At 68.7% G+C, this 21,381-nt stretch carries 23 protein-coding genes and 1 tRNA gene; 15 read left to right on the top strand and 9 right to left on the bottom strand.

Features of this window, described 5'->3' with window-relative positions; genetic code table 11:
* Positions 1-290 precede the first annotated feature (290 nt).
* From AAFN88_RS03900 to AAFN88_RS03890, 3 genes are all read left to right on the top strand, one after another.
* Positions 291-782, top strand: a complete 492-nt coding sequence (locus AAFN88_RS03900; protein WP_347518328.1) for a CarD family transcriptional regulator — start codon at positions 291-293, stop codon at positions 780-782.
* A gap of 168 nt (positions 783-950) precedes the next feature.
* Positions 951-1,793: a hypothetical protein gene (locus tag AAFN88_RS03895; protein WP_347518326.1), complete on the top strand. Its 843-nt coding sequence runs from the start codon at positions 951-953 to the stop codon at positions 1,791-1,793.
* 213 nt (positions 1,794-2,006) lie between these two features.
* On the top strand, positions 2,007-2,891 hold the full coding sequence (locus AAFN88_RS03890; RefSeq protein ID WP_347518324.1) for an RNA polymerase factor sigma-32: 885 nt from the start codon (positions 2,007-2,009) through the stop codon (positions 2,889-2,891).
* 52 nt (positions 2,892-2,943) lie between these two features.
* On the opposite strand, the gene AAFN88_RS03885 is transcribed toward AAFN88_RS03890, so the two are convergent.
* From AAFN88_RS03885 to AAFN88_RS03875, 3 genes are read right to left on the bottom strand one after another with little or no spacing between them, the layout of a single operon-like run.
* Complete coding sequence (locus tag AAFN88_RS03885; RefSeq protein ID WP_347518323.1) at positions 2,944-4,857, bottom strand: adenylate/guanylate cyclase domain-containing protein; 1,914 nt, start codon at positions 4,855-4,857, stop codon at positions 2,944-2,946.
* 10 nt (positions 4,858-4,867) lie between these two features.
* Entirely contained in the window at positions 4,868-6,346 is a 1,479-nt protein-coding gene (locus AAFN88_RS03880; RefSeq protein ID WP_347518321.1) for a M48 family metalloprotease, read from the bottom strand.
* Between the two features lie 59 nt (positions 6,347-6,405).
* On the bottom strand, positions 6,406-7,221 hold the full coding sequence (locus tag AAFN88_RS03875; RefSeq protein ID WP_347518319.1) for a thermonuclease family protein: 816 nt from the start codon (positions 7,219-7,221) through the stop codon (positions 6,406-6,408).
* Positions 7,222-7,345: 124 nt separating this feature from the next.
* Here AAFN88_RS03875 and pip point away from each other — a divergent pair, with 124 nt between their 5' ends.
* The 7 genes from pip to AAFN88_RS03840 all read left to right on the top strand — a co-directional run bounded on the left by pip (position 7,346) and on the right by AAFN88_RS03840 (position 12,115).
* Positions 7,346-8,296, top strand: coding sequence for a prolyl aminopeptidase (pip, locus tag AAFN88_RS03870; RefSeq protein ID WP_347521628.1), 951 nt, complete (start codon positions 7,346-7,348; stop codon positions 8,294-8,296).
* 203 nt (positions 8,297-8,499) lie between these two features.
* Positions 8,500-8,576 (top strand) — tRNA-Arg (locus AAFN88_RS03865).
* Positions 8,577-8,718: 142 nt separating this feature from the next.
* Complete coding sequence (locus AAFN88_RS03860; RefSeq protein ID WP_347518318.1) at positions 8,719-9,186, top strand: DUF6714 family protein; 468 nt, start codon at positions 8,719-8,721, stop codon at positions 9,184-9,186.
* Between the two features lie 79 nt (positions 9,187-9,265).
* Positions 9,266-9,670 (top strand): hypothetical protein, encoded by a 405-nt coding sequence (locus tag AAFN88_RS03855; protein ID WP_347518316.1) that lies wholly within the window; start codon positions 9,266-9,268, stop codon positions 9,668-9,670.
* A 74-nt stretch (positions 9,671-9,744) separates the two neighbouring features.
* Positions 9,745-10,122: a DUF423 domain-containing protein gene (locus AAFN88_RS03850; RefSeq protein WP_347518315.1), complete on the top strand. Its 378-nt coding sequence runs from the start codon at positions 9,745-9,747 to the stop codon at positions 10,120-10,122.
* A 134-nt stretch (positions 10,123-10,256) separates the two neighbouring features.
* Positions 10,257-11,015, top strand: a complete 759-nt coding sequence (locus AAFN88_RS03845) for an SDR family NAD(P)-dependent oxidoreductase (protein WP_347518313.1) — start codon at positions 10,257-10,259, stop codon at positions 11,013-11,015.
* Positions 11,016-11,242: 227 nt separating this feature from the next.
* Positions 11,243-12,115, top strand: a complete 873-nt coding sequence (locus tag AAFN88_RS03840) for a TauD/TfdA family dioxygenase (protein WP_347518312.1) — start codon at positions 11,243-11,245, stop codon at positions 12,113-12,115.
* A gap of 135 nt (positions 12,116-12,250) precedes the next feature.
* Here AAFN88_RS03840 and AAFN88_RS03835 read toward each other — a convergent pair whose 3' ends face one another.
* The gene (locus AAFN88_RS03835; protein WP_347518311.1) at positions 12,251-12,541 is read right to left on the bottom strand and encodes a 4a-hydroxytetrahydrobiopterin dehydratase; all 291 of its coding nucleotides are present in this window, start codon (positions 12,539-12,541) and stop codon (positions 12,251-12,253) included.
* 118 nt (positions 12,542-12,659) lie between these two features.
* On the opposite strand from AAFN88_RS03835, the gene AAFN88_RS03830 reads away from it, so the two are divergent.
* On the top strand, positions 12,660-13,073 hold the full coding sequence (locus AAFN88_RS03830; RefSeq protein WP_347518309.1) for a metallopeptidase family protein: 414 nt from the start codon (positions 12,660-12,662) through the stop codon (positions 13,071-13,073).
* 337 nt (positions 13,074-13,410) lie between these two features.
* Here AAFN88_RS03830 and AAFN88_RS03825 read toward each other — a convergent pair whose 3' ends face one another.
* The gene (locus AAFN88_RS03825) at positions 13,411-15,021 is read right to left on the bottom strand and encodes a Rieske (2Fe-2S) protein (RefSeq protein WP_347518307.1); all 1,611 of its coding nucleotides are present in this window, start codon (positions 15,019-15,021) and stop codon (positions 13,411-13,413) included.
* Positions 15,022-15,118: 97 nt separating this feature from the next.
* On the opposite strand from AAFN88_RS03825, the gene AAFN88_RS03820 reads away from it, so the two are divergent.
* Positions 15,119-15,784, top strand: coding sequence for a metalloregulator ArsR/SmtB family transcription factor (locus tag AAFN88_RS03820; RefSeq protein WP_347518305.1), 666 nt, complete (start codon positions 15,119-15,121; stop codon positions 15,782-15,784).
* A gap of 172 nt (positions 15,785-15,956) precedes the next feature.
* On the opposite strand, the gene AAFN88_RS03815 is transcribed toward AAFN88_RS03820, so the two are convergent.
* Both AAFN88_RS03815 and cobB read right to left on the bottom strand, forming a co-directional pair.
* A complete protein-coding gene (locus AAFN88_RS03815; RefSeq protein ID WP_347518303.1) occupies positions 15,957-16,559 on the bottom strand; it encodes a uracil-DNA glycosylase family protein in 603 nt (200 codons plus the stop codon).
* Positions 16,552-17,382, bottom strand: a complete 831-nt coding sequence (gene cobB, locus AAFN88_RS03810; protein ID WP_347518301.1) for a Sir2 family NAD+-dependent deacetylase — start codon at positions 17,380-17,382, stop codon at positions 16,552-16,554. Before cobB ends, AAFN88_RS03815 begins: the two co-directional genes overlap by 8 nt.
* Positions 17,383-17,430: 48 nt before the next feature.
* Here cobB and AAFN88_RS03805 point away from each other — a divergent pair, with 48 nt between their 5' ends.
* From AAFN88_RS03805 to AAFN88_RS03795, 3 genes are read left to right on the top strand one after another with little or no spacing between them, the layout of a single operon-like run.
* Positions 17,431-17,913 (top strand): low molecular weight protein-tyrosine-phosphatase, encoded by a 483-nt coding sequence (locus AAFN88_RS03805; RefSeq protein WP_347518300.1) that lies wholly within the window; start codon positions 17,431-17,433, stop codon positions 17,911-17,913.
* On the top strand, positions 17,910-18,776 hold the full coding sequence (locus tag AAFN88_RS03800; protein WP_347518298.1) for a fructosamine kinase family protein: 867 nt from the start codon (positions 17,910-17,912) through the stop codon (positions 18,774-18,776). The genes AAFN88_RS03805 and AAFN88_RS03800 overlap by 4 nt, the downstream gene beginning before the upstream one ends.
* Positions 18,777-18,784: 8 nt before the next feature.
* Complete coding sequence (locus AAFN88_RS03795; protein ID WP_347518297.1) at positions 18,785-19,714, top strand: DMT family transporter; 930 nt, start codon at positions 18,785-18,787, stop codon at positions 19,712-19,714.
* Between the two features lie 3 nt (positions 19,715-19,717).
* Here AAFN88_RS03795 and thpR read toward each other — a convergent pair whose 3' ends face one another.
* Positions 19,718-20,251 (bottom strand): RNA 2',3'-cyclic phosphodiesterase, encoded by a 534-nt coding sequence (gene thpR, locus AAFN88_RS03790; RefSeq protein ID WP_347518295.1) that lies wholly within the window; start codon positions 20,249-20,251, stop codon positions 19,718-19,720.
* 78 nt (positions 20,252-20,329) lie between these two features.
* Complete coding sequence (locus tag AAFN88_RS03785) at positions 20,330-21,373, bottom strand: NADP(H)-dependent aldo-keto reductase (protein WP_347518293.1); 1,044 nt, start codon at positions 21,371-21,373, stop codon at positions 20,330-20,332.
* Between the last annotated feature and the right edge of the window lie 8 nt (positions 21,374-21,381).

Here is a 21,381-nt window from a genome sequence, read left to right as displayed (position 1 = left end):
AGCAACAGCGGCGCGCCGTCGGGAAGCCGATGGCGCGGTTGTTCGTTTCGTCTCCCGTTCTTGCGTAAGGACCGCCAAGGGGCCGCGCGGGGACGGAAAGGATGTGGCGGCCTCCGGGCATCCCGCGGGTGGGGCTTGGCGGCCAAGACGGCGACCTGGCATTGCGCAGTGAGCGCATCGCGCTGTGCGACGGTCCTGGACAGGCGGTGAGGATATTTTCGGTCGGGCGTGACATTCCGTAGAGGGGGTGCCTCGAGCGAACCAGATGCCGATTGGAGAGAGAGCGGAGCATGGCAAAGAGCGAATACGGTGAAGGCGATTACGTAGTTTACCCGACCCACGGCGTCGGCCGTGTGCTGGGGATCGAGACGCAGGAAGTCGGCGACATTACTCTCGACCTGATCGTCATCAAGTTCGAAAAGGACCGCATGACCCTGCGGGTGCCGGTGGAAAAGGCCGCGAATTCCGGCCTGCGCAAGCTGTCCAGCCGCAAGATGATGGACACCGCGCTGACCACCCTGAAGGGGCGCAGCCGCGCCAAGCGCACCATGTGGAGCCGCCGCGCGCAGGAATACGAAGCCAAGATCAATTCCGGCGATCCGGTGTCCATCGCCGAGGTGGTGCGCGACCTGCACCGCAGCGCCGACCAGCCGGATCAGTCCTACAGCGAACGCCAGATGTATCAGGCGGCTCTCGACCGCCTGGCCCGCGAGCTGGCCGCCGTCGAGAAGATCGACGAAACCGCCGCGGCCCTGAAGCTGGAAAAGATGCTCGCCGCCTAAGCGCGACCACGCGACCTTCGGCAACCGCCCTGTTCTCGCAAGCGAGAGCAGGGCGGTTTCTTTAGGGCCAGCCCCCTCCTTCACAGCAAATTGTCCCCGACAAAACCGGCGAATCGTGAGACTCTGCCGGCGGGGTCACCAACCATCCGAGGATCGAGCGCCGCCACTATGGGGGATCGGCAAAAGTTCACGATTCTGCGCAGTATCCGGCGTGGCGCTCCCCACCGGGTCTGGGCGGTCTCCTCCATTCACGGCGAGGTCGAGGCGCTGAACCGGCTGCACCGCGAACTGACCGGGCGCCTGCGCTACGGCGACCGCCTGGTCTATCTGGGCAACCTGATCGGGCGCGGCCCGGCGGTGACCGCCACGCTGGACGCCCTGCTGCGGTTCCGCAGCCTCTTCATGGCGCGGCCCGACGCCTTTGCCTGCGACGTCGTGCATCTGCGCGGCAGCCAGGAGGAGATGTGGCAGAAGCTGCTGCAGTTGCAGTTCGCCACCGACCCCCGGGCGGTGTTGCAGTGGATGCTGGACCAGGGCGTCGCCGCCACGCTGGAGTCCTACGGCTTCAGCCCGGCCGAGGGGTTGCGCGAAGCCGCCGCCGGCCCACGCCAGCTGACCCGCTGGACCAGCGCCCTGCGCCAGGGCATCCAGGACCACCCCGGCCACTGGCAGCTGCTGGGCGGGCTGCGCCGCGCCGCCTACAGCCCGCCGCCGGGCCAGGAGTCCGGACCCTCCCCCCAGGGCCTGCTGTTCGTCAACGCCGGCCTGGACCCCGACCGTCCGCTGGAGGCGCAGAAGGACAGCTTCTGGTGGGGCAGCAGCGGTTTTTCCGGCCTCGCCACCCCCTATGCCGGCTACCGCCGGGTGGTGCGCGGCTTCTGCCCGCAACATCCCGGCCTGGAGCTGGGGGATTTCACGGCCACCGTCGACGCCGGCTGCGGCTTCGGCGGCCCGCTGCTGGCCGCCTGCTTCACCGAGCAAGGCGAGCTGATCGAGCAGATCGAAGCCTAATCGCAGGTTAGCTGTGCGTTTCCCGCAACCCCTACCGCGATTCGGCCACCCGGATTCACAACTTAATCGGGAGTTCGCAATCAACAAATCGCGAGCCGTGTGGTGATCCATAGCCAAGTTGCCTAGGCATGCCCTAGTGTAATGGTCGGGTAATTGCCGGGAGGCCCGTCGCGGGGGGCCACGCCGGGCGCAGCACTTTGGGAGACGGCAAGCATGCCTCAATTCGAAGACTCGCAGGCTCAGAGGGCCCAGGCCCGGTTCATCCGGCAGTCCATGGCCGAGCCCCTGCTTTCCCGCGACAGGGAATACCACCTCGCCCGGTCCTGGCGCGAAGACGGCAACGAGGATTCCCTGCAGGAGCTGATCCGCGCCTACACGCGCCTGGTGGTCTCCCTGGCCGCCAAGTTCCGCAACTACGGCCTGCCGATGAGCGACCTGATCCAGGAAGGCACGCTGGGCCTGCTGCAGGCCGCCAGCCGCTTCGAGCCGGAGCGCAACGTCCGCTTTTCGACCTACGCCTCCTGGTGGATCCGCTCGGCCATGCAGGACTTCATCCTGCGCAACTGGTCGATCGTGCGCACCGGCACCACGGCATCGCAGAAGACCTTGTTCTTCAACTTCCGCCGCCTGCGCGCGCGCATCGAGGAAGCCTCGGGCCGCCCCTTCGACGACGACGGCCGTCAGGCCGTCGCCGAGGAGCTCTCGGTGCCGCTGGCCGACGTGAACCACATGGAAGGCCGCCTGGCCGTTGCCGACCAATCGCTGAACGTGCGCATCGGCGAGGACGGCGAGACCGAATGGCAGGACCAATTGACCGACGAGCGCGCCAATCCGGAAGACCTGGTGATCTCCATCCACGACGGCCTGACCCGCAGCGAGTGGATCGAGCAGGCCCTGCTGGAACTGAGCCAGCGCGAGCAGGCCATCATCCGCGCCCGCCGCCTGAGCGACGACTCGGCGACCCTGGAGGAGTTGGGCCAGGCTCTCGGCGTCAGCAAGGAGCGGGTGCGCCAGCTCGAGCAGCGCGCGCTGCAGAAGATGAAGAGCCTGCTGCTGGAGCGGGTCGGCCGCCCGGCGGACTTGTTCGCGGAAGTCTGAGAGATCGGACTTGTTCGCGGAAATCTGAGAGAACGGACCTCTTCGCGGAGTCCTAGGGGAGCGGACCGCCGCCGCCAGGCGCGGGCGGCACCCCTTCGCCGCGCAGCCGGAAGACGCTGATCTTGCCGGCGCGCCCGCGCATCTGGTGCGCCCCCAGATCCTCCACCCGCCAGGCCGGGCCCAGCAGTTCGCGCGTCGCCTCCGACAGCAGGATGGTCGCCGCCTGCCCGTCGGCCCCGGCCTCCTTGCCGAAGGCTTCCAGCCGGTTGGCGACGTTCACCGTGTCCCCGATCAAGGTGTAGTTCACCCGTCCCGGCGCGCCGATGTTGCCGACGATGGCCGGGCCGGAGTGGATGCCGATGCGGATACGCACCGGCGGCAGACCCTCCGCCGTCCGCGCGCGGTTGTCGCGTTTCAGCGCCGCGTCGATGGCCAGCGCCGCCCGGCAGGCACGCTCGCCGTGATCCGGCTGGTCGTCCGGCGCGCCCCAGAAGGCCATGACGGAATCGCCGATGTACTTGTCGAGGGTGCCGCCGGTGGCCTCGATCTCGGCGGCCAGCAAAGCGAAGTGGTGGTTCAGGAAATCGGCCGTCTCGCGCGGCGTCAGCGCCTGGCTGGCGGCGGTGAAGCCGACGATGTCGGTGAAGATCACCGTGACCTGCCGCTCCTCCGACTCGACGCCGCCCTCGCCAAGCTGGATAAGCCGCAGCACCAGGCTGCGCGGCACGTAGGTCTCGAACCAGCGCAGGCCGGAGAGCATGGAGTTGAAGGCCCCGGCGGCGCTGTCGAGCTCGCGAAAGGCGCTGCCCTTGGCCGGAAGCACGCTGCGGAAATCGAAGGTGCTGACCGCCCGTGCCGCCTCCGCCAAGTCGCGCACCGGCCGCGCGATCTTGCGGCCCAGCACCACCGCGATAAGCAGGGACAGCACCAGGATGGTCAGCCCGACCCAGCTCGCCAGCACCAGACGGTCGGTCTCCGAGGAATCGATCTCGCTGCCGCGGACGTAGACCCCCATATAGAGCTGCCGGGGGCCGTAGCCGCCGACGACCCGGTAGAGGTAGTAGACCTCATCGTCCGGCAGGGGACGCCAATGGCCGAGCAGCGAGCCGTTGAAACCTTTCAGCAGGTCCAAGGGCCGCCGGTCGTCGCTCCACAAGGCCGCAAGCAGAGGGTCGCCGATTTCGTCCAGGCCCGGCAGCGGCTTGTCGGAATCCAGTCCCAGTCCCTTGCCGCCGTCGATCAGGGCGGGGTCCGCCAGCACCTTGTCGCGCCCATAGAGGATGAAGGGATGGACCCCGGTCTGCAGGGCGTAGTTGTCGACGAAGATCGACAGGGCCTGCACCGAGACCACGGAGGAGACGACGCCGATGTAGCGCCCCTGGTGGACGACCGGCGTGGTCACGGCCAAGTGCGGCTGCTGCAGCGAAGGCACCCAGAAAACCCCGCCCCACTGCGTGGGCGTTTCGCTGCTGGTCGCAGCGACCAGCCGCCGGATCTCCGGGTCGCTCTCCGACTTCTCGTAGAGGCGCAGGATGCCGTCGGCGTCGCGGCCGACCCGCAGCGACCAACCCTCCTGCGTGAAGAACCCCATGCCGGTGACCTGCGGCGCGGCGGCCAGCGCCCCCAGCATGGCATCGCCCAACTGGCCGCGGTCGCCGGGATCGATGTCGCCCTCCGCAATGATCCGGGCAAGAAACTCCGACTGGTCGCGCGCCGCGCCCAGATGGATGTCGATCCGGTCGATAAGGCCGGCGACCGCCGCATCGGCGGTCTGGCGCAGCAGGGCGACGGTGTTCTTCTGTGCCGTGCCGAGCGCGACAAGCAGGACCGCCGAGACCGCCACCAGCACCAGCAGCCCGAAGCCGGAGATCAGCACCCCGGCGATGGTCGGCCGCCAGCCGCGGCAGGCCGCCGCTTCACGCGCTCTGCGGTTGGCCGCGCCGCCGCCGGATGCTGGTTCGGTCATGCAGGGGCGCCTATTCGACCACGATCTTGACTTTGTCCCCGGCCCGCAGCGCCGAGTCCCGGCTGAGGCCGTTGAGCACCAGGAAGCGCTGCAGGTTCTCCGCGCCGAAGGGCATGCGCGCGGCGATGCGCGAGGCCGTATCGCCGGACTGCACCTGGTAGATGCGGAGGCGCCGCGGCTTCAGGGCCGCGGCCTCGGCGTCGGAGAGCTTGCGGAAGCTGTAGGTGGTCTCGCGGAACGGGCGGTTCAGAGCCGCCGTGCGGTCGGAGGCGGAGAGGAAGAGGAAGCGGTAGATGACGCGGCTGTCGTAGCGCACCGCCAGCAGGCGGTAATCCTTGCCGTTGCCGGAGAGCGTGCCGGTCGCCGCCGGCATGCCGTTGATGGTGAGCGCCTCGACGCCGCCGAGGCTCACCTTGGCGCCCCAGACCCGCGTCAGATAGTCGGTCATCGAACCGCTGTAGGGCTTGGGCGCGCGGTCGAACTGGATCGCCGCCTTGCCTTCCCCGTCGCGCGCGATGACCGCCTGGGGCTGGTTGTAGAGGCGGAAGCCGGCCGGCACCTCGAAGGCGAACTTCAGCTTGGGATGGGCGAAGCTGCGGCCGCGGATGTAGCCCTCGTCCGCCTTGTCGCCGTAGATCATGCCGTCGATCTTGCTGAAGTAGAGGTTCCGCGCCACCAGCGGTTCGTCGACCGGCTGCGCGCCGGACTGCGCCAGGGCGCGTTCGATGCGGTCGGCGGTGCGCGGATGGGTCTGCATGATGTTGAAGGCGTCGGCCTTTTCCGGCTGGCCGGCGAGCTCCGCTTCCAGGCGGCTGTGCGCCTGGAGTTGCGTGAGGAAGCCGGCCATGCCCGCGGTGTCGTAGCCGGCGCGCGCCAGATAGCGCCCGCCCAGCATGTCCGACTCGAACTCCTGGTCGCGCGAATAGCTGCGCAGCACCAGCGCGCCCACGGCGCCGCCGGCCTGCGCGGCCTCGCCGCCCAGCAGCACGCCCAGGCCGACCCCGGCGATGTTGGCGGCCACGGTCTGGCCGTAGCGCTCTGCGGTGTGGCGCGCCGTCACGTGGCCGATCTCGTGACCCAGCACGCCGGCCAGCTCCGCCTCGCTGTTGGCCAGGGCCAGCAGCCCGCGCGTCACGTAGACGTAGCCGCCGGGCAGGGCGAAGGCATTGACGATGGGGGTGTCGAGGATGGTGAAGGTGAAGTCGAGGTCGGGGCGCTCGGAGGTCTTGGCCAGAAAGTCGCCGACGCTGGTCACGTAGCGGTTCAGTTCCGGATCGGCGTAGGCGCCGCCGTACTCGGCGACCACCTTGGGGTGCTGCTCGCGGCCCATCTCCGCCTCGCCCTCCTCGGAGAGGCCGCCGGTGAAGATGGTGCGCCCGGTGCCCGGCGCGGTGGCGCAGGCCGCCAGCAGCGGCAGCAGCAGCAGCGCGGCGATCAGGCCGCGCAGCCGGCCCAGCTTCGAGAAGCCGGACATCAAGAAGCCGGACATCAAGAAGCCGGGCCCCAAGAAACCGGCTTGCGAAAAGAGGGTGCGGAGCAAAGCGATCATCAGTCTTCCAGCTCTTCGATCTGTTCCGGGTGGGTCACGCCGATCATCGGTCCGTTGCGCTGCTTCAGCCAGCCGCGCACGCGCACCCTTTTGCCTTCGTAGCCTTCGGGGTCGATGCGCGCCTCCTCGAACGCCCGCCGCGCGCGGTGGTCGAGAGCGATGGTGAAGTCGCTGCGCCAGTCCGCGCCGAAGTTCAGGTAGGTATTGCGCCCGCCGCGTCCAACCGCCGACACGCGGCCTTCGACCAGCTCGAAGCCGCCGAGCCAGCGCCCCGCCTCCTCGGCGCTGCGCACCGCATAGTAGGGATCGGCCCAGATGCCGCGCCGCGCCGCCCGCGCCTCGCGTTCCAGGGCCAGCATCTCGGCGACCAGCGCCCGGTTGTCGGAAAAGCTGTAGACCCGCGCCAGGCCGGCCTTCAGGATCTCGCCCTGGATCCAGCGGCCCTCGGCGTCGAAAAGATGGGCCAGAACCCGGCCGTGGCGGTCGCCGCGCCGCCCGCCGAAGCCCAGCGAGAGCGTCTTGCCCAGGGTGAGGTCCTCCAGGAAGGCCTGGGCCTCGGGCGACAGCGGCCAGGCCTCGAAACCGGCGCGCCCCAGCGGCAGCTTCGGCGCCTGGATGCCGACCAGGCGGATTTCCCGGCCGTCCCGCAGGATCAGGGTGTCGCCGTCGACGACATCGACCACGTCGCCGCCCGCGGCCGGTTCCAGGGCGTTGAAAAAGGCCGCCGGCATCTCGGCGCGGGCCGGCAAAGCCGCGAAAAGCGGGGCCGGCAGCAGCAGCAGAATGGCCAGAAGGGCGGGACCGAAACGCGACATGGCGGCGAGTTTAGCAGGGCGCCGCGGCCGGGGCTAAGCCGGAAGAAGAGTTGGCAGTGCCGGGGCCGCTGCGATATGAGGGTAGAGAGGGGGAGCCGAAAAACCCATGGACCCAGCCCGCCCGATGCTTGCACAAGACCTGTTTCCGCCGACCGAGCCCTTCGCCGAGGGCCGGATCGACCTGGACGGCCACCACACCATGTACTGGGAGGTTTCCGGCAACCCGGAAGGCCGCCCGGTGGTCTTCCTGCACGGCGGCCCGGGGGCCGGGGCCGGGCCGGACCACCGCCGCTTCTTCGACCCGCGCCACTACAAGATCGTGGTCTTCGACCAGCGCGGCGCCGGGCGCTCGACGCCGCTGGGCTCCCTGGAGAACAACACCACCCAAGACCTCATCGCCGACATGGAGCGGCTGCGCAACCACCTGGGCATCATGCGCTGGCACGTCTTCGGCGGCTCCTGGGGCTCGACCCTGGCGCTGGCCTACGCCCAGACCCACCCGGAGCGCACCTCGGCGCTGATCCTGCGCGGCATCTTCCTGGGCGGCAAGGCGGAGGTCGACTGGTTCCTCTACGGCATGGGCCGCATCTATCCGGAGCACTGGCGCAACTTCGTCGCCTCCATCCCGCCGTCCGAGCGCAAGGACCTCATGGCCGCCTACGAGAAGCGCCTGAACGACCCCAACCCCAAGGTCCACCTGCCCGCCGCCCGCGCCTGGAGCGTCTACGAGGGCAGCTGCTCGACCCTGCTGCCCAGCCCGCAGACCGTGGCCGCCTTCGGCGAGGAGCGCCACGCCCTGGGCTTGGCGCGCATCGAGGCGCACTACTTCAAGCACGGCGTCTTCCTGGAGGAAGGCGCGCTGATCAAGGGCGTCAACCGCATCCGCAACATCCCGGCGACCATCATCCAGGGCCGCTACGACATCGTCTGCCCCATCACCACCGCCGACGCCCTGCACCAGGCCTGGCCCGAGGCCGACTACATGGTCATCCCCGACGCCGGCCACTCGGCCATGGAGCCCGGCATCCGCCGCGCCCTGGTCGCCGCGACCGAGCGCTACAAGGCGGTGGAATAGGGACGCCGCGACCCTTCGAGACGCTTGCTGGCGCAAGCTCCTCAGGGTGAGGCCCAGGCAGAACCTCATGCTGAGGAGCCCCGAAGGGGCGTCTCGAAGCAGGGGAAGCCGCCACGATCCGCCCCGCATTGCCTAATCCGGCGCTATGGCCTATCAAGAAGCGGCGTTTTCCGGCCCGAAAGCCGGGAAAACGCCGCTTGGCTGGCCCCGTAGCTCAGTTGGATAGAGCGACAGATTCCTAATCTGTAGGTCGCAGGTTCGAATCCTGCCGGGGTCACCACCCTTCGCCCTGCGGGCTTCGGGTGGCAAGCCACCCGGTGCCGCATCTTGGGCGAAGGCGTGTCCGCCGAAACTTCAGCGCAGGCGGGCTGCTTGCAGTTCGTTGTTTCGTCATCATTCCCTCCCTCCCCCGGAGCCTTGCCATGGCCCCCGACCCCACCACCGTCGCCAGCGCCGTGGCCGAGATCGAGGCGGCCTTCGGCGATCTGACGCCGCCGGGCGACGGTGCCCTGCTGCATCCGCGCTGCAGGGACGACAACGACATCGCCGAGTTCTACGGCGCGCCGCGCTGGCAGGACCTGCCGGGCGACCTTCTGGTGCGCAACTACGCCGCGCCCTCCTTCTTCAGTGCCGCCGGCTTCCGCTATTACCTGCCGGCCTTCATGGTGTGGTCGCTGCAGAACGCCGAGAGCCCGGAATACCTGGCCGAGGCGACCCTGCGCGCCTTCGATCCGGGCCCGCAAAGCGACCCGCTGCACGCCTTCCAGGCCTCCAAGTTCGCCCTTTTCGACAGCGCCCAGCGCCGGGCGGTGGCGGCCTTCCTGGAGGCATTGCGCGGCGAGGGCGAGCTGGGCGAGATCGCCGAAGAAGCGCTGAAGTACTGGAAATGACACGGGAAAGGATGGCGCGGAGGGCCGCCGATCCGCGCTAGACTGGCCGCCCCGACCGAATCCGCCAGGAGGCCGCCCCATGAAGACGGAAGTCAGCTTCCGCTCCGCGCGGTTCCGCCCCTACCTGCCCGAGGACTGCCAGGTCAATCCCGGGCGCTACGGCGCCGAGCTGGCCTACTGGCTGTCGCGCGAGCTGGCAGGGCGCGGCGTCGTCACCTCCTACCCCAACTTCGAGGACTGGGGCTGGTTCCTGGAATACATCACCGAGGCGGGCGAGGAGTACTGGCTGTGCTGCGGCAACGAGGAGGACAGCGACGAGCGCTGGGTCTGCTTCCTGGAGCCCAAGGGCCGGGGCCTCTTCGGCCAGAAGAAGGCGGTGCCGGAGCACGCGGCCCCGCTGATGGAGGCCCTGGGGCAGGCACTGGAGGCCGAGCCCGGTGTCGAAGACCTGGCCTGGAGCGACGAGCCGGGGGAGCCGGAGTAAGGCTCCTGCGCGAAAGGCCCGGCGCGACAACTTGACCGCAGACGGCGCGGAACGCCGCCGCTAAGCTCCCGGCCATGCGCAGTCTCTGGATCCTGATCGGCCTGCTGGGCCTCGCCGCGGTGGCGCTGGGTGCCTACGGCAGCCACGGCAGCGCTTTTGCCGACGCCGACCGCCAGCGCGTCTTCGAGGTCGCGCTGCGCTATCACCTGGCGCACCTGCCGGCCCTCGGCCTGGCCGCCCTGATCGGCAGCCTGAACCCGGCGGCGGCGCGCCGCGCCGGCATCGCCGGGACGCTGTTTCTGGCCGGCATGGCGCTGTTCTGCGGCTCGCTCTACCTGAAAGGCCTGGGCATCGCCGAGCTGACCAACCCCACGGCGCCGCTGGGCGGCGGCCTGCTGATGGCCGGCTGGCTGGCGCTGGCCTGGGCCGGGCTCGGCCTGCTGCGGCGCTGAGGCGCCCTTTCCCGCCCCCCGTCTTCCCCCTCTCTCGTCAAGAGGGGGCGGCTCTGCTATAGAGCCCCCGCAATTTCAGGACGGGCCGCCCCCGGCATAGGGCGGGCGGCAAGACAGACGAGAGGAACGCAGTTATGGACGTGAAGGGGCTTGCAGCGATCGTGACCGGCGGCGGGTCGGGCCTGGGCGCGGAGACCGCCCGGCACCTGGCGGCGGCCGGGGCCAAGGTGACGGTGCTGGACGTGAACATCGAGGCCGTCGAAGAGGTGGCCAAGGAGATCGGCGGCCTGGGCCTGACCTGCGACGTGGGCAGCGCCGAGGCGGCGGAGACCGCGGTTGCCGAGGCCCGTGCCGCCCACGGCCCCTGCCGCGTGCTGGTGAACTGCGCCGGCATCGCCCCGGCCAAGCGCATCGTCGGGCGCGACGGCCCCATGCCGCTGGAGAACTTCGAGCAGGTCATCCGCGTGAACCTGATCGGCAGCTTCAACCTGCTGCGCCTCTGCGCCGCCGACATGCTGGGCAACGACCCGGTGAACGACGACGGCGAGCGCGGCGTCGTCATCTCCACCGCCTCCATCGCCGCCGTCGAGGGCCAGTTGGGCCAGGTCGCCTATGCCGCCTCCAAGGCCGGCATCATGGGCATGATGCTGCCGGCGGCCCGCGAATTCGCCAAGAACGGCGTGCGCGTGCTGACCATCGCCCCGGGCCTGATCGGCACCCCGCTGCTGCTGAACATGCCCCAGGAGGTGCAGGACAACCTGGCCGGCCAAGTGCCCTTCCCGCACCGCTTCGGCCACCCGGCCGAGTACGCCAAGCTGGTCCTGCACATCTGCGACAACACCATGCTGAACGCCGACACCATCCGCCTGGACGGCGCCATGCGGATGCAGTAGGGGCGCTGCCGCCCGTCGGACGCCCCACCCCCCTCCTAACCTCCCCCCATCAAGGGGGGAGGGATTTGATTGAAGCCCCTCCATAAATGATCCCCTCCCCCTTGATGGGGGAGGGTCAGGGTGGGGGTGACTCCCGGTGTTGACATAGTGGTTTCCAGGGGGCTTCACGGCCCCACCCCTCAGACGCTAAGCTTCCGCCAAGCAAGAAGAACATCTTGGAGGAAGCCATGCCGGGCGAAGCCGCGCCGCAGAGCGGTTCATCGATCTACAAGCACATCGCCCCGCGCCCGCTGTGCGGCGCGCTGGGCGCCGAGATCGCCGGGATCGACCTGTCTCAACCCTTGAGCGACGAGGTTTTCGCCGAGATCGAGGCGGCCTTCCACGAGCACATCGTGCTGGTCTTCCCGGATCAGGACTGGACGCCGGGCCAGCAGGTCGCCTTCACCGCGCGCTTCGGCCCGGTGGAGGAGCATCCCCTGAAATCGCGCCCCGGACTGCCGGAGCACCCGGAGGTGCTGGTGCTGGTGAACAAGCCCGGCAACCGCGGCCCGCGTAACGACATCTGGCACAGCGACATCTCCTTCGACGAGACGCCGCCGCTGGGCTCCGTGCTCTACGGCCTGCAGGTGCCCGAGGGCTACGGCGACACCATGTTCTGCAACATGATCGCCGCCTACGCCAACCTCTCCCCCAAGCTGCAGGAAGTGCTGCGCCCCCTGCGCGCGCTGCATTCCGCCGCCGGCCTCGCCGCGCGCAACAACGCCGGCGACACCAACGCCAACGCCATCGCCCAGGTGCCCGACCCGGTTTCACACCCGGTGGTGCGCACCCATCCGGGCAGCGGCAAGCTGGCGCTCTACGTCAACCCCTGGTTCACCCAGTGCTTCGAGGGCATGACCGCGGAGGAGAGCCGCCCGCTGCTCGACTTCCTGGCCGCCGAGGCGACCCGGCCGGAGAACGTCTACCGCCACCGCTGGCGCCAGAAGGACGTGATCATGTGGGACAACCGCGCGGCCATGCACTACGCCGTGCGCGACTACGACGAAAACCGGATCCGCGTCATGCACCGGACCACGGCGCTGGGCGACCGGCCGGTGTAGGTCGCGGACGAGCAGCGCAGACTGCAACGATACCCCCCCACCCTAACCCTCCCCCACAAGGGGGGAGGGAAAGTCGTCGCAGCACAGCTATCCCCTCCCCCTTGACGGGGGAGGGTTAGGGAGGGGGTGAAGGCCTCACTCGGCGAACTTGTCGATGCGCTTGGCGAGCTTCACGTCGAGGTCGGAAAGGCCGTCGCAGTCGTGGGTCGTCAGGGTGATCTCCACCCGGTTGTAGACGTTGAACCACTCCGGGTGGTGATTGAGCTTCTCGGCCGCCAAGGCGACCCGGTTCATGAAGCCCCAGGCCTGGCTGAAAGTCTTGAACCGAAATGTCTTTTTTAAGGCATCCCGGCCCTCCACCAGCGCCCATCCGGGCAACTCCTCCGGCAAGGCGGAGCGCGCCTCGCCGCTTAACCTTTCCGCCATCAAGACCTCCAGAAAAACGAAATCACTCAAGTAAGGTTAACCGAAGTTGACTCTGCTTGGACTCCCGGTCAAGCCGCGCTAGGGTGACCTTCAACAGGACGCGAAATTGGGAACGGTTATGGCACAAATGCACGATGTCGGGCGTTACACGACACCGCCAGAAACCCAGCACTTGGAAGCGCTGGCCCGGGAGGCTTATGCCGAAATCCCGGAAGAGCTGCGCCAGGCGCTGGGCAACGTGGTGATCCGTGTGCTCGACTTCCCCGACGACGACACGTTGGAGGAGATGGACTGCGAGTCGCCCTTCGATCTGCTGGGCCTCTACCGCGGCGTCGACCTGCAGAACAAGTCGTCGCTGGACGTGCCCGACGATCTGGACATGATCTACCTCTACCGCCGCCCGATCCTCGACTACTGGTGCGACAGCGGCGAGGATCTGGCCGAGGTGGTCAAGCACGTGCTGGTGCACGAGATCGGCCACCACTTCGGTTTCTCCGACGACGACATGGACCGTATCGAGCGCACGGTCTGAACGAAGCGCAGAAGTCTGAACGACGCACGGCCCGCCCTCACCGGCGGGCCGTTTTCTTTTGGGACGAACACACCGCCTTCTCCGTTTTCTCCACGGTCACCCTCGGGCTTGACCCGAGGGTCCATGGGCGACACCCGGCGCAAACCTCTCAAATGGATCCTCGCATCAAGTGCGAGGATGACAGTCGGAGGTATGGCAAAGTCAGTGCGCCCGTTCCTGCTCTACGCCGGACAGCAGCTTCGGCGAAACAGATGACGGCTGCGCAGCAGGCGCAGGCAGAAACCGGAAAGCAGCAACGTGAGCAAGTTCCCGGCGGAGATCTTCATGCACATGATGGTCATCCTTCCGCGGCGACGAAGCCCAGGGCCTGTTTCGCGGTGCGCAGCGTGTGCTTGCGCCTCAGCGGCTCGTTGAGGAAGCGGTTCACCGCGGCCAGCATCGCCGGCACCCAGGGCGCGTCCGGCGCCGCCGTCACCTCGGCCTTCACCGCAGTGAGCAGCTTCACCAGGTGGATCGAGACGATGTACTCGAACCTGCCGTGGTCCAGCACCCCCTTCAGAGACCCATCGAGAAAGGCCTGCGGATCCTCCACCCGCCAGGGCGACTCGTCGAGGGCCTTGTCGACGAAGCCGGCGTTGCGGCCGACGAAGCAGCCGATCTGCAGCAGGCCCTGCGGCCAGAACTGCGGATGGCGGCCGCAGAGCGTGCGCACCGCGTTGGCGAAGGTGAGGGCGTGGGTGAAGTCGAGCCAGCTCACGTTCAGCGACACCGGCTTGTCGCTCGCGAACATGATGTCCATGTCGAAATGCAGGAACTGCCAGCAGGCCGCGCCGAGGAGCGCATCGTAGAGCGCGCGCCGGTCGCCGGAGGAGGCGTTCACCCGCGCCAGCACCTTGGGCACCGAAAGGCCCAGCAGGTCGTTCGCCCCGATCGCTTGCTTTCCCTGCCCGTCCCAGGCCGCCAGCGCGGGCCCATAGGCGCGGAACTCCGGGATCAAATCCTCGCGCGTCGCATAAACCAGGGAGCGCACGAGGCTGAGCAGCAGCGGCTCGGCCGCCTCGGGTCCCAGGCGGTCGAGAAGCTCGCCGGTCTTCTGCACGTAGATGGCGGCATGGCCGAAGTCCTGGTAGTGGGCCAGCGCCGCCTCGGCCAGGGCCGGCTCCAGGTCGCGGAAGGTCAGGCCCGCACCCAGCGCGCCGCGCAGCCGCGCGACGGCGGCGGCTTCGTCCTCCGCCTCGATGGCGGCGACGAAGGCCCCGGCATCGTAGGGCAGGCTTTCCTGCGGGTAGGGATAGGCCGGCTCGCGCAGCGTGTCCCAGGCCAGGTGGCCGACGATCTCCACCAGGGGCACCAGGCGCTCGGCCTCGCCGGCGGCGTAGTCGTCGCGGATCGCCAGCCAGTCGGCGGCGCCGGCCTGCGCGTGACTGCAGCCGAACTCGAAGCGCTCGGCGGTCCAGGAAAAGGCGGCGCGCAGGGCGTCCAGCGGGTCGGCGCCCGCCTTCTGCAGGCGGGAGATCTCGCGCGCCATGCGGTCGTACTCGTGGCGGCGGAAAGAATCGCGCAGGCTGTTCAGCGCCGCGGCCGCCACCTCCCCGGCCGGCGGATCGGCGATGTCGACCCAGACCTCGCCGTCGATGATCTCGACCGGGTAGCGGCGCAACTTGTCGCCGCCCACCAGGGTCTCGCCCCCGGCCAGGTCGAATTTCCAGTTGTGCCAGTTGCAGGTGAGGATGCAGCCCTTATCAAGGCTGCCTTCCATCAGGGGATAGCCCTCGTGAGGGCAGCGGTTGTTGCAAGCGAAGACACCCGCCGCGCCGGCGAAGACGGCGATCTGCTTGCCTTCGGCCTTGAAGAGGTGGCGCCCCTTTTCCAGCAGTTCTTCCAGCGGGGCGACGTGAACCAGCGACGAGGCGCTTTCCTCAGCTACAGCCGTGGGGGGCAGGGCCATGGACATATCTCCTCCACCTACTTTCGAAAGTATTTTCTTTCGAAATACCCTAAGCCCGAGTCTTGTGTTTCTCAAGAAAAAACTTTAGAAAGACTCCATGAGCAACCGTAACGCCGTTCCGGCGGAAAAGCGCAGCCGCCGCGCCCTGATCGACAGCCTGAAGCAGGACGGCCCGCAGGACGCCGCCAGCCTGGCCCGCCGCCTGGGCGTCTCCGCCATGGCCGTGCGCCAGCACCTCTACGACCTGGAGGCCGAGGGCCTGGTGACCCACGAGGCCGAGGCGCGGCCCGCCGGTCCCAAGAAGACCGGCCGCCCGGCCAAGCTCTGGGCGCTGACCCCCGCCGCCGACCGCTTCTTTCCCGACGGCCATGCCGACTTCACCGTCGGCCTGATCAACTCCATGAAGCAGGTCTTCGGCCCGGAAGGACTGGACAAGCTGCTGCAGCTGCGCGCCAAGGAGCAGACCGCCAGCTACCGCGCGCGCATGGACAAGCAGCCGAGCCTGCCGAAGAAGCTGCAGGCGCTGGCCGAGATCCGCACCGCCGAGGGCTACATGGCCGAGGTGCAGAAAGCGAACGGCGGCTACCTGCTGATCGAAAACCACTGCCCGGTCTGCTCGGCCGCGGCGGCCTGCACCGGCCTCTGCAACATGGAGCTGGAGGTCTTCCGCAAATCGCTGGGCCGCGGCTTCAAGGTGGAGCGCAGCGACCACATCCTGGCCGGCGCGCGGCGCTGCGCCTACCTGGTGACCCGCAAGGACTGAGCCAGATTATTTCCGGTCATTGGCTTTAAATGGAGGGGGAGTCACCCCCACCCTAACCCTCCCCCATCCAAGGGGGAGGGAACGGTTTGTTGCGATGTCTTTCAGATCATCCCTCCCCCCTTGATGGGGGGAGTTAGGAGGGGGGTGAAGTGCGCAAGCGGCAAATGCCCAGCTAAGCCACCAAGCGCTTCACCCGCTTGCGCAACTCCGGCAGCAGGTCTTCCTCGAACCAGGGGTTCTTCTTCAGCCAGACGGTGTTGCGCCAGCTCGGGTGCGGCAGGGGCAGAAAATCCGGCAGGGCGTCGCGCCAGTGGCGCACGGTCTCGGTCAGGGTCTTCTGCCGGCGTTTGCCGAGATAGTGTTTTTGCGCATACATGCCCACCAGCAAGGTCAGCTCCACCTTGCGCAGCCCGGCGCGCAGCGGCTCGTGCCACAGCGGCGCGCACTCCGGGCGCGGCGGCTTGTCGCCGCCCTTGGCGTCGACGCCGGGATAGCAGAACCCCATGGGCACGATGGCCACTCTGGTCTCGTCGTAGAAGACCTCCTCGGGGATCCGCAGCCAGTCGCGCAGCCGCTCGCCGGAACGGTCGTTCCAGGGAATGCCCGTCTCGTGAACGCGTGTGCCCGGCGCCTGACCGACGATGAGCAGCCGTGCGCTGGGCGCCGCGCGCACCACCGGGCGTGGGCCCAGCGGCAGGTGTTCTTCGCAGGCCCGGCAGGCGCGCGCCGCGGCGACGATCTCTTCCAACGTCCGCTCGGGCGACTTGTCAGGCACGGGAGCCGCTGCTTCTCAAAATCTCGTCGACAAAGGCCGGCACCTCCAGGCTGGCCGGACCGTGATGGCACTCGGCGAAGAGGGAGGCGCCCTCCGAGGGCTCCAGATTCACCTCCACCGTGTGGGCCCGCCCATTGCCCCGCGCTTCGGCGACGAATCCCGCGGCCGGATAGACGTTGCCGGAAGTGCCGATGGAGACGAAGAGGTCGCAGGCCGCCAGGGCGTCGTAGATGCGGTCCATCTCGAAGGGCATCTCGCCGAACCACACCACGTCGACGCGCAGCGCGCCCTGGGCCCCGCAGGCCGGGCAGCGGCTGTCGCGGGACATCGGTTCGCGCCAGGGGCTGGCCTCTCCGCAGACCAGGCAGCGCGCCTTCAACAGCTCGCCGTGCATGTGGATGAGGTTCTTCGAACCGGCGCGCTCGTGCAGGTCGTCGATGTTCTGGGTGACCAGCAGCACCTCGCCCGGCCACTCGGCCTCCAGGCGGGCCAGGGCGGCATGGGCGGCGTTGGGCCGCACCTCCGCCGTCAACAGGGTCTCGCGGCGGTGATTGTAGAAGGCATGGACCCTGTCGGGGTCGCGGGCGAAGGCCTCCGGCGTCGCCACGTCCTCGATGCGCACGCGCGCCCAGAGCCCCTCCGGATCGCGGAAGGTGTCGAGCCCGGATTCCTTGGAGATCCCCGCTCCTGTCAGGATAACGATACGCCGGCTGTCCATACCTGGCTGACGGTCTTGGTCCCTGGGTTCGCCGCGCGGCGGCCTGCGGTTGCGTGACGCGAGGAGCGATGATAGACGAAACCCCGGTCCGGGATACAGCCACATCGTCGTGACCGGCGGTTTCGCCGTCGGCCAGCCAGCTTTGGAGGGCGCGTGACCTACAGAATTCTCACCGTCTGCACCGGCAACATCTGCCGCTCGCCCTCGGCCGAAGTCATCTTGCGCGACCACTTGGCCGCCGCCGGCCTGGGCGGGACGGTGGAGGTCGATTCCGCCGGCACCTTCGACTACCACGTCGGCGAGCCGCCCTCCGAGCCGGCCGTCCGCCTTGCGGCCAAGCGCGGCTACGACCTCTCGCCGCTGCGCGCGCGTGAAGTGGCGCCACAGGACTTCACCACCTTCGACCTGATCCTGGCCATGGACCGCGGCCACCTGCGCAAGCTCACCGCCCTGCAGCCGCCGGGCTCGACCAGCCGCCTCGATCTCTACCTGGAAGTGCTGCCGGAAGCCGGCATCGACGTGGCCGACCCCTACTACGGCGGCGATGCCGATTACGCCGCCATGCTGGACGTCATCGAAGCCGCCGCGCCGGCCTGGGTCGCCCGGCTCCGCGAAGAGCTGCTGGAACGGTCGTGACTCTGGGCGCGGCGGTGGCGGCGGCCTGCGGCGCGGAACCGCTGCGCGCCACGCCGCTGATCGGCGGCTGCATCGCCGAGGTCTACCGCCTGGACTTCGCGGACCGTCCGCCCCTGGTCGCCAAAGTCGCCGCCCCCAACGATGCCGGTGGCGGCCTCGCCATCGAAGGCTTCATGCTCGACTACCTGGCGGAGCACTCGGCCCTGCCGGTGCCGGCGACGCGCCATGTCAGCGAAGACCTGCTGCTCATGGATTTTATCGATCACCGGCCCGGACACGGCACAGCCGCCGAGGTCGACGCCGCCGAGCGCCTCGCCGCGCTGCACGGCATCACCGCGCGGGAGTATGGCTTTGAGCGCGATACGGTGATCGGCGCCCTGCCGCAGCCCAATCCCTGGACCGAGAACTGGTGCGACTTCTACCGCGAGCGGCGCCTGCTGACGATGGGCCTGGTCGCGCGGGAGTCCGGGCGTCTGCCGGCGGAGACCCACCGCCACTTGGAGCGTTTTTGCCTGCAGCTCGAGAACTTCATCGACCAGCCGCCGGCCCCCGGCCTGGTGCACGGCGACGTGTGGAGCGGAAACGTGCTGTTCGGCCCAGAAAAGGACGGGGGCCGCGTCGCCGCCTTCATCGACCCGGCGATCTACTACGCCGACCCGGAGGTGGAGATCGCCTACATCGAGCTGCTGTCGACCTTCGGCGCCGCCTTTCACCGCCGCTACCGCGAGCTGCGGCCCCTGCGGCCGGGCTACGATGAAGGCCGGCGCGACGTCTACAACCTCTTCCCGCTGCTGGTCCACACGGAGATCTGTGGACCCCCCTATGCGCAAATGGTGCAGGACATCCTGAGCCGCTACGGGTAGGTATGAGGATGACCAACACTTCCAGCACCGCCGCCGCCGACGAGCGGGTCGGCCTCGGGATCGGCTGCGCCGTGATCGGCATGCTCGGCATGGCGATCATGGACACCTGCGCCAAGTTCCTGGGCGAAGGCTACGCCGTCAGTCAGATCGTGCTGGTGCGCAACGGCATCGGAGCCCTGGCGGTCTTCGCCTACGTGATCGTCTCGGGTGCCGGCCTGTCCAGCCTGACACCCCGGCGGCCCGGACTCTTGGCCCTGCGCAGCCTCTTGAACATCGCCGCCGCCTTCCTGTTCTTCACCGGGCTGCGCTATCTGCCGCTGGCCGACGCCTTCGCCGTGGTCTTTGCCGCGCCGCTGTTCATCACCGCACTGTCGGTGCCGGTGCTGGGCGAGCACGTCGGCCTCCGCCGCTGGGCCGCAGTCGCCATCGGCTTCCTGGGTGTCCTCGTCGTCGTGCAGCCGGGCACCACCAGCTTCCGCGTCGAGGCCTTGCTGCCGCTCTCCGCCGCCATGGCCTATGCCCTCTCCATGCTGGTCGGGCGCAAGCTGACCCGCGACCTCTCCACCGCCGCCATCATGTTCTGGCCCAGCGTCGCCGCCGTCCTGGTCACGGCGGTAATGATGCCGGCCCAGTGGCAGACCCCCGGCCTGCCGGACTTCGGCGTCTTCCTGCTGATGGGAATCATCGGCACCGCCGGCATGTCGCTCATCACCCAGGGCTACCGCCACGCCCCGGCGGCGGTCATCGCGCCCTTCGACTACACGGTGCTGGTTTGGGGCGTGATCTTCGGCTGGGCCATATGGGGCGACATCCCGGCGCCCAATGTCTGGGCCGGCGCCGCCATCCTGGTCGCCAGCGGCCTCTACATCCTGCACCGCGAGACCCGCAAGCCCAAGCCGGTGCAGCCGCCCGCCGGCCCCCTGGGCCCGACGTCCTGAGGGCTAGTCCAGCGGGTAGACCGCTTCGGGCGAGTAGATCGCGCCCTCGTGGGAGAGGTAGCTGGAATAGAGCGTGAAGCCCGTCACCTCGAAAGGGGGCGCGCGGAAGAGCGAGCGTTCCGAGAAATAATCCCTCAGCTTCTCGCCGGGGTGCGACCTGAAGCGCGCCAGGGTGACGTGCGGCTTGAACTTGCGTTTTTCCGGCGGCTGGCCGGCGCGGCGCACCGCCTGCTCGACCTTGGACTGCAGGCGCTCCAGCGTCTCGTTGGGCTCGACCCCGACCCAGACCGAGCGCAGACGCCGGTCGTCGCCGAAGTCCCCGACCCCCGCCAGGGTCAGCGCGAAGCGCCGGCAGCGGATGCCGGAGAGCGCGGCGTCGATGTCCTCGGCCTCGTCGCCGTCCACCTCGCCGATGAAGCGCAGGGTGAGATGCAGGTTCTCCGGCGCCACCCAGCGCGCGCCCGGCAGCCCGCAGGCGAGACCGGAGAGTCTGTCGCGCAGGTCGTCGGGCAGGGAGAGGGCTACGAAGAGTCGCATGGCTGAAAGAACCTGTTGCCGAGAAGGGCCGCAAGAAAGCGAAAACGATTGGCAGGACGCCGACCCCGGGCCGGGCCGTCAGGGGCAGGGGTAGGTGTAGACCTTGTGGATCGCCTCGATGGCTTCCAGCGTCTCCTCGTCGAGGCTCACTTTGGCAGCCTCGATGTTGGTCTTCAACTGCGTCATTTTCGTGGCGCCGATGATCGCCGAGGTGAGGAAAGGCCGCGACAGCACGAAGGCCAGCGCCAGCTGCGCCGGGTCGAGCCCCCGCTCCCTGGCCAGCTCCACATAGGCCGCCGTGGCGGCGTCGGACTGCGGGCCCTGGTAGCGGACGTTCTCCGGCCACAGCCGGCGGCGCGAGCCTTCCGGCCGCTGGCCGCCCAGGTACTTGCCGGTCAGCGTGCCGGCGGCCAGCGGCGCATAGGCCAAGAGGCCGAGGTCCTCGCGCATCGCGATCTCGGCCATGCGGGTTTCGAAGCTGCGGTTGAGGAAGCTGTAGGGGTTCTGCACCGAGGCCATGCGCGGCCCCTTGCCCTGCTCCGCCGCGGCAAGGAAGCGCATGGCGCCCCAGGGGTTCTCGTTGGACAGGCCGACATGGCGCACCTTGCCGGCCTTCACCACCGCGTCCAGGGCCTCCAGGGTTTCCTCGACCGGCGTCTCCTCGGCGCCGTCCTCGTGCGTGTAGGCCAGGCTGCTGAAGTCGTTGGTCGCGCGGTCGGGCCAGTGCAGCTGATAGAGGTCGATGTAGTCGGTCTTGAGGCGCTTCAGGCTGGTCTCCACCGCGGCGGCGATGTGCTTCCTGTTGAACCGCGTCTCGCCGCCGCGGATGTAGTGGAAGCGCTTGGGGTTGGGGCCGACGATCTTGGTGGCGATCGTCACCTTGTCGCGCTTCCCGCGCGCGGCCAGCCAGTTGCCGATGATCTCCTCGGTGCGCCCGTAGCTGTCCTCCTTGGTGGGGACGGGATACATCTCGGCGGTGTCGATGAAGTTCACGCCCTGGTCGAGGGCGTAGTCCATCTGCTCAAAACCTTCGTCCTGCGTGTTCTGGACGCCCCAGGTCATGCTTCCCAGGCAGATGGCGCTGACCTTGATGCCGGTGCGGCCGAGCGGACGGTATTCCATGATGTTCC

Source organism: Pelagibius sp. CAU 1746 (assembly GCF_039839785.1).
Lineage (GTDB): Bacteria > Pseudomonadota > Alphaproteobacteria > Kiloniellales > Kiloniellaceae > Pelagibius.
Note: the sequence above shows the minus strand (reverse complement) of the source record. Positions and strands in the feature narration are given on the sequence as shown.